The sequence below is a fragment of the Acinetobacter genomosp. 33YU genome (assembly GCF_001990725.1).
Taxonomy (GTDB): domain Bacteria; phylum Pseudomonadota; class Gammaproteobacteria; order Pseudomonadales; family Moraxellaceae; genus Acinetobacter; species Acinetobacter seifertii.
In genome coordinates this window covers 368,594-375,050 of record NZ_LFZQ01000007.1, presented here as the reverse complement: position 1 = coordinate 375,050, position 6,457 = coordinate 368,594, and the positions used below count along the sequence as shown (strand labels likewise).

General features: G+C 38.3%; 5 protein-coding genes. All 5 read left to right on the top strand.

The genetic code is table 11. From position 1 onward, the window contains the following. Window positions 1-34: 34 nt before the first annotated feature. The 5 genes from AC056_RS09325 (at window position 35) to AC056_RS09300 (ending at window position 6,454) form a co-directional block, all read left to right on the top strand. Window positions 35-1,276: a lactonase family protein gene (locus AC056_RS09325; protein ID WP_077163440.1), complete on the top strand. Its 1,242-nt coding sequence runs from the start codon at window positions 35-37 to the stop codon at window positions 1,274-1,276. A gap of 132 nt (window positions 1,277-1,408) precedes the next feature. Then, window positions 1,409-1,771 (top strand): hypothetical protein, encoded by a 363-nt coding sequence (locus AC056_RS09320; RefSeq protein WP_031944952.1) that lies wholly within the window; start codon window positions 1,409-1,411, stop codon window positions 1,769-1,771. Between the two features lie 257 nt (window positions 1,772-2,028). Next, window positions 2,029-4,668, top strand: coding sequence for a bifunctional aconitate hydratase 2/2-methylisocitrate dehydratase (locus tag AC056_RS09310; RefSeq protein WP_077163439.1), 2,640 nt, complete (start codon window positions 2,029-2,031; stop codon window positions 4,666-4,668). Window positions 4,669-4,897: 229 nt separating this feature from the next. Beyond that, window positions 4,898-5,332 (top strand): hypothetical protein, encoded by a 435-nt coding sequence (locus AC056_RS09305; RefSeq protein WP_004700904.1) that lies wholly within the window; start codon window positions 4,898-4,900, stop codon window positions 5,330-5,332. A gap of 138 nt (window positions 5,333-5,470) precedes the next feature. Beyond that, entirely contained in the window at window positions 5,471-6,454 is a 984-nt protein-coding gene (locus tag AC056_RS09300; RefSeq protein ID WP_077163438.1) for an ion transporter, read from the top strand. The last annotated feature ends 3 nt before the right edge of the window (window positions 6,455-6,457 follow it).

The window sequence follows — 6,457 nt, the reverse complement described above, 5'->3', positions numbered from 1 at the left end:
GGGATTCAGCGGACGCTTACGAATTTTCAAGGAAATGCCAGTGAAAAAAGTTACTTGTGTTGAAATTACAGAGAGCAAGGATAACGATATAAAGCTTAAATATCGTGCATTGATTCAGAAATTAACAGCAACTTTGTCGTTGACGTTTTTATCACTTGGGTGGGGCAACATGGTGAATGCCGCAGATCAACAAATCGCTTTAGTGGGAACTTGGACATCTATTCCTAATGCACCACTTGTGCAAAAACCAAAACAGGCCAGTGAAGGTTTGTACCAGTTTAAAGTTAATACGGATGGGACTTTAACTCCTATTAAAGTTTTAAAAATGAAAAGTCCTTCTTGGATTGTGAAATCGAAAGATGGCCGTTTTGCATATACAACAAATGAAGAAAATTTAGGAGAGGTCACTGCATTATCAGTTCAAAACGGAAAGGTAGAGGTGCTAAACACAGTAGACAGCCATGGTGGGCATCCAACACACGCCTCAATCAGTTTAGATGGTAAATTCCTATTCGTGTCGAACTATTCTGCATTTGATAAAGGTCGTGGTGGTGTAGCCGTTTTGCCAATTTTGCCAAATGGACATATAGGTGAAATGGTACAGAATATTGTTTTCGCGGAAGGTTCTGGCTATGTCAAAGGTCGTCAGGAAAGTGGTCATGCACATTCGACAACTTTCAGCCCAGATGGTAAGTATTTATATGCGAGCGATCTAGGAAATGACAAAGTCTATGCCTTTCGTTATAACCCTAACAAACCCCAACCACTTGAAGCAGACAGCAGTCGAGATGTGAAGTTTGTTCATGGTTCTGGGCCGCGCCATATGGTCTTTTCTCCAAATGGCAAACATGCGTACATTACCGCAGAAATGCGAAGTGAAATTGTAGCGTTTAATGTACAAGATGGACATTTGAAAAAAATTGCTGAGCTAAAGTTGGTACACGAAGATAAAACACCTGAATTTAAGAGTGCGAGTGGAATTATCTTGAGTCCAGATGGCAAATATGTCATTGCTGCCAATCGTGGTGCAGACAACAAACTTTTGGTATTTAAAATTCAACAAAATGGGTTGTTAGGTCAACCAGTCATTTATAAAGCTAATGGCATTGAACCACGAGCTTTCTCCTTCGATGCAACTGGTAAATATTTATACGTGACGAATGTATATAGTAATAACATCAGTTTGTTCCGCTTTGATGCAAAAAGCGGTAGCTTAAAACCTGCTGGCGATGCTGCAAAAATATCTACACCTACTGATATTAAGTTCTTTAATTAATTTGAGTAAAGCAACCTATATTTTTGATACTTCATATAAAAGACCGAGAGCGAGTATCTCGGTTTTTTATGGCAGTTTTTGCAAAGTCTGTCAGATTCAGTATGATGTGGGCAGCTTAGTCTGTGTAGAGTAATGATGAAAAAAGTTTTATTTGTCTTGATGGGAATGTTGTTAGTCGGCTGTACAGAGAAAAAACCTTTGACACCTGAAGAACAATGGCATGGCTTTTGTACCAGTGTTGGAAATGCAGCTAGAAGTATTGTGTTTGACCGCCAGCAAGCAATTGAAAAATCTCAAGCGGTTGAGCATGCAAATAAAATTGAAGATGAGATCACCAAAAAATTCATCTTGAATATTATTGAGAAAGTTTATGCTATTCCACAAGATGAGCTAAAAACTAACCCAGAAGCCCTACAAGAAAAAATTAGAAAACAAATGGCAGATGAATGCTTAGTTACACCACATGACAAAATGCCAAACTACAAAAAGTTCTAAATGTGCAAGACATCGTCAACACTCCACTAAGGTGGAGTGTTCTTTCAATTCAAAATATCGCATGATAAGTCAGTCATTAAGATCATTATTTACACAGGGGTATTTAGTTACAAAATAATGGGCATCACGGAGAAACACCCCGCGCGCATTAACTTTTAGCTTGAACTCTAGTAAAATTTTGTAGTCCATATTACTTGTGAAGCTTTGTGAAAGCTGGAATTTACAAGTAATTTTTTAAAAAAAGAGGAATGAACACCGTGCTAGAAGCTTACCGCCAACACGTTGCTGAACGTGCCGCACTCGGAGTCCCACCGAAGCCACTTGATGATGCTCAAACTGCTCAACTTGTTGAGTTATTAAAAAACCCACCGGCAGGTGAAGAAGCATTCTTGGTTGATTTGCTTGAAAACCGTGTTCCTGCAGGTGTTGACCAAGCAGCTTACGTAAAAGCAGCTTTCTTGGCAGCGATTGCAAAAGGCGAAGCGACATCTCCGCTAGTTTCTAAAGAACGTGCAGTTTATTTACTAGGTACGATGCTTGGTGGCTATAACGTAGCGCCTTTAGTTGAGCTTCTAGATGATGCTGAATTAGGTGGTTTAGCTGCTGAAGCATTGAAAAAAACATTACTTGTATTTGATGCGTTCCATGACGTAGCTGACAAAGCTAAAGCTGGCAATGCAAATGCAAAAGCTGTTTTACAATCTTGGGCTGATGCTGAATGGTTCACTAGTCGTAAAGACGTACCAGAAGAAATCAAACTTACTGTATTCAAAGTAACGGGTGAAACAAACACCGATGACTTATCTCCAGCTCAAGACGCTTGGAGCCGTCCGGATATCCCATTACACGCAAACGCAATGTTGAAAAACGAGCGTGATGGTATCAATCCTGAAAAACCAGGTGAAGTTGGTCCATTAAATCAAATCAAAGAACTTATTGCTAAAGGCAACCAAGTTGCTTATGTAGGTGACGTTGTTGGTACAGGTTCATCTCGTAAATCTGCAACAAACTCTGTGCTTTGGTTCTTCGGTGACGAAATCGCTCACATTCCAAACAAAAAAGACGGTGGTTTCTGCTTAGGTTCTAAAATCGCTCCGATTTTCTTCAATACTATGGAAGACGCTGGTGCGTTACCTGTAGAAATTGATGTTGCGAATATGAACATGGGTGACGAAATCGTTCTTAAGATTGATCACTCTGCAGCTAAAGTAACTGCGTTCAAAAACGGTGAGCAAATCGCTGAATCTGAACTTAAAACTCCAGTTCTTTTAGATGAAGTACGTGCTGGTGGTCGTATTAACTTGATCGTTGGCCGTGGTTTGACTGCTAAAGCGCGTGAAGCTTTAGGTCTTGCACCATCTACATTATTCCGTACTCCAGTACAACCTGCTGCAACTGGCAAAGGCTTCACTTTAGCTCAGAAGATGGTTGGTCGTGCATGTGGTCTTCCAGAAGGTCAAGGTGTAATTCCTGGTACTTACTGCGAACCTAAGATGACTACAGTTGGTTCTCAAGATACAACTGGTCCTATGACTCGTGACGAGTTAAAAGACTTAGCTTGCTTGGGCTTCTCTGCTGACTTAGTTATGCAATCTTTCTGTCACACTGCTGCTTATCCAAAGCCAGTTGACGTACAAATGCAACATACACTTCCAGACTTCATCATGAACCGTGGTGGTGTGTCTTTACGTCCGGGTGACGGTATTATCCACTCTTGGTTAAACCGTATGCTTCTTCCAGATACAGTAGGTACTGGTGGTGACTCGCATACTCGTTTCCCAATTGGTATTTCGTTCCCAGCAGGTTCGGGTCTTGTAGCTTTCGCTGCTGCAACTGGTGTAATGCCACTTGATATGCCTGAATCAGTTCTTGTTAAGTTCAAAGGTAAAATGCAGCCTGGTATCACTTTACGTGACCTTGTACATGCGATTCCTTACTATGCAATTAAAGAAGGCGATCTTACTGTTGAGAAAAAAGGTAAGAAAAACATCTTCTCTGGTCGTATCTTAGAAATCGACTTAACAGAAATGGAAACTGACTTAACAGTTGAGCAAGCATTTGAACTTTCTGATGCTTCTGCTGAACGTTCAGCTGCTGGTTGTGCAATCACACTTTCTGAAGAGAAGGTTGCTGAGTACTTACGTTCTAACATCACAATGCTTAAGTGGATGATTTCACAAGGCTATGGTGATGCTCGCACAATGGCTCGCCGTGTTGAAAACATGGAAAAATGGTTAGCAAACCCAAGCCTACTTAAAGCTGATGCGGATGCTGAATACACTAAAGTGTATGAAATTGATTTGTCAGAAATCAAAGAACCTATTCTTTGCTGCCCGAACGATCCAGATGATGCAAAACTTCTTTCTGACGTTCAAGGTGACAAAATTGATGAAGTATTCATCGGTTCTTGTATGACGAACATCGGTCACTTCCGTGCTGCTGGTCAGTTACTTGAAAAAGTACCAAGCGGTTCATTAACAACTCGTTTATGGTTGGCTCCACCAACACGTATGGACGAACACCAGTTAATGGAAGAAGGCTTCTATAACACTTATGGCCGTGCTGGTGCACGTACTGAAATGCCTGGTTGTTCATTATGTATGGGTAACCAAGCACGTGTTGCGCCGAACACAACTGTTGTATCGACTTCTACACGTAACTTCCCTAACCGTTTAGGTCAAGGTTCTAACGTTTACTTAGCATCTGCTGAGCTTGCATCTGTTGCTGCTGTACTTGGTAAATTACCAACTCCAGAAGAATATCAACAATATGCAGCTCAAATTGACAGTATGTCTGCTGACATCTACAAATATTTGAATTTCGACCAAATGGGCGAATATACAAATGCTGCTGATAAAGTAGATACTAAGAAAATTGCTGCTGCTCAATTGACTTAATACCTCAATTTAGTACAAAAAAGGAGCTGATTATTCAGCTCCTTTTTTATTTAAAAGAGAATTAATACACAATTTTCAAATTAAAATATTAAATAGATCATATTTTGTATATTTAAAATGTAAAAATAAATATAGCGCTAGATATTAAAGAAGTTTTTGTTTTAAAATGTTTTCATGAACTTAAAAATAATTAAAAAGAACACGGGTATTTTATATATGGAACTTAAAAATGCTAAAGACAATTGTTGAATTTAAATTTGATGATTATCAGTTATATGATCAAAAATTATCAACAGAAGACGGAAATACGTTAGTACAGAAAACTGAAGATATTGCACAATATATTTATAGTATCTTGAAAAATAGATATCACTTAAATATCGAATTAAATCCTGAGCGTTGGGGTTGGGAAATAGAAGTACCTCTACCAGAGATCACGATGTATATTGGTATTAGTGTTTATGAAGAATACAGCAATGGTTTCGCAATATTTATTTCGCCAAATACACCAATTTTGAAAAGATTTCTTTTTAGAAAGTTGGATATTACTCATCATATTATGCTGCTTCAAAATTATATTAATGTCATTTTGAAATCACATGGTGGTATTTATGATGTGCAATGGTGGGAAGAAAATGAGTTTAGATATGTTGCTGCCCATTAAAATATAATTAGAAAATATGAAATATTCTTTATGATTGTTTAGCTAATACAATTAATAAAATATTTTATTAAGCATTATAGTGGTGAATTTACGTGTGTGAGCTTAATATATGTTCAAAATAATGTGGCTCAGATCCGTATGCGAATTTTAGCTTGGAAGGCATTACGTAAGTTCTTCTATAACAACCTTCATGATCATGATTACGAAACGACAGTAAGTCGATGTATTAACTATTTCTTGGTTTTCTTAATTATAGGAAATGTAATTGCGGTACTGCTAGAAACAGTAAATGATCTGTATTACAGCTATCGTATATGGTTTGACTACTTTGAAAATATCTCTATCACAATTTTTAGTATTGAATATCTCTTGCGTCTCTGGAGTGTAGTCGAACGTGATCTGACACAATCTGCTTGGAAACAGCGTTTTGCTTGGATGAAGAGTGGAGAGGCACTGATTGACCTCATGGCAATTCTGCCTGCATATCTAAATTTCTTTGTACGAATAGACCTTCGTATGCTTAGAATTTTACGTTTACTTCGACTATTAAAATTAACTCGCTATTTTATCTCTTTACAAATATTGCTTTGTGTCATTAAAAGGGAAAAGGGCTCGTTTCAGGCAGTGATTTTCATTTTAATCATTATGATTATTATGACTGCTTCAGGTATTTATGTGGTTGAAAATAAAGCTCAACCGGAAGCATTTAGCTCTATTCCAAAAGCAATGTGGTGGGCAGTCGTTACCTTAACTACTGTCGGATACGGTGATGTCACACCTGTAACCAGCTTAGGAAAGTTGCTAGGTGCTTTGATTACAATTTTAGGGGTAGGGATTGCTGCTTTACCGGCTGGTATTTTAGCCTCTGGTTTAGCTAATGAACTGAACCAGCGTAATCAGCGCCTTGAACAAGAGTTCCGAGAGTTACTTCAAGTGCGTGGTATAGATATCATTCACGATGAAATTGAAATAGAACATATTCGGCAAAAAGTCGGATTGCCAAAAGAACAAGCGCATAATCTGATTATTCAAATCATGCGCGAAAAGGTATTAGAAGAAAAAGAAGTGGAAAGGGAAAAGAAATGTTATTGCCCACATTGTGGTGGAAAGCTAACAGACTAATAT

What these genes read in the sequence shown, in the direction of transcription:
- AC056_RS09320 (WP_031944952.1), top strand. Translation starts at nt 1,409, where the DNA reads ATGATGAAAAAAGTTTTATTTGTCTTGATGGGAATGTTGTTAGTCGGC.
- AC056_RS09325 (WP_077163440.1), top strand. Translation starts at nt 35, where the DNA reads ATGCCAGTGAAAAAAGTTACTTGTGTTGAAATTACAGAGAGCAAGGAT.
- AC056_RS09305 (WP_004700904.1), top strand. Translation starts at nt 4,898, where the DNA reads ATGCTAAAGACAATTGTTGAATTTAAATTTGATGATTATCAGTTATAT.
- AC056_RS09300 (WP_077163438.1), top strand. Translation starts at nt 5,471, where the DNA reads ATGCGAATTTTAGCTTGGAAGGCATTACGTAAGTTCTTCTATAACAAC.